The sequence below is a fragment of the Bradyrhizobium sp. 23AC genome (genome assembly GCF_054863025.1).
Map to the genome: position 1 here is coordinate 1 of NZ_JAVAYN010000276.1, position 242 is coordinate 242.

The 242-nt window shown below is 68.6% G+C and carries 1 protein-coding gene; it reads left to right on the top strand.

Annotated features, from left to right (window positions below):
- Positions 1 to 242: ABC transporter permease subunit (locus RAD10_RS42420; protein ID WP_461622081.1), on the top strand; the 242-nt coding region annotated here is incomplete at both ends.

Sequence of the window (242 nt, forward strand, 5' to 3'; positions counted from 1 at the left end):
GGCATCAACACCTCCTGGATGATCGCGCTCGGCTGGGGCATGGCGACCGCGATCGGCTCGATCGCCGGCATGCTGATCGCACCGGTCGTGTTCCTCGAGCCGAACATGATGGGCGGCGTGCTGATCTACGGCTTTGCCGCGGCCGTGCTCGGCGGACTGACCAGCCCGTTCGGCGCCGTGGTCGGCGGCTTCCTGGTCGGTGTCTTCGAGAACCTCGCCGGCACCTACATCCCCGGCGTCGG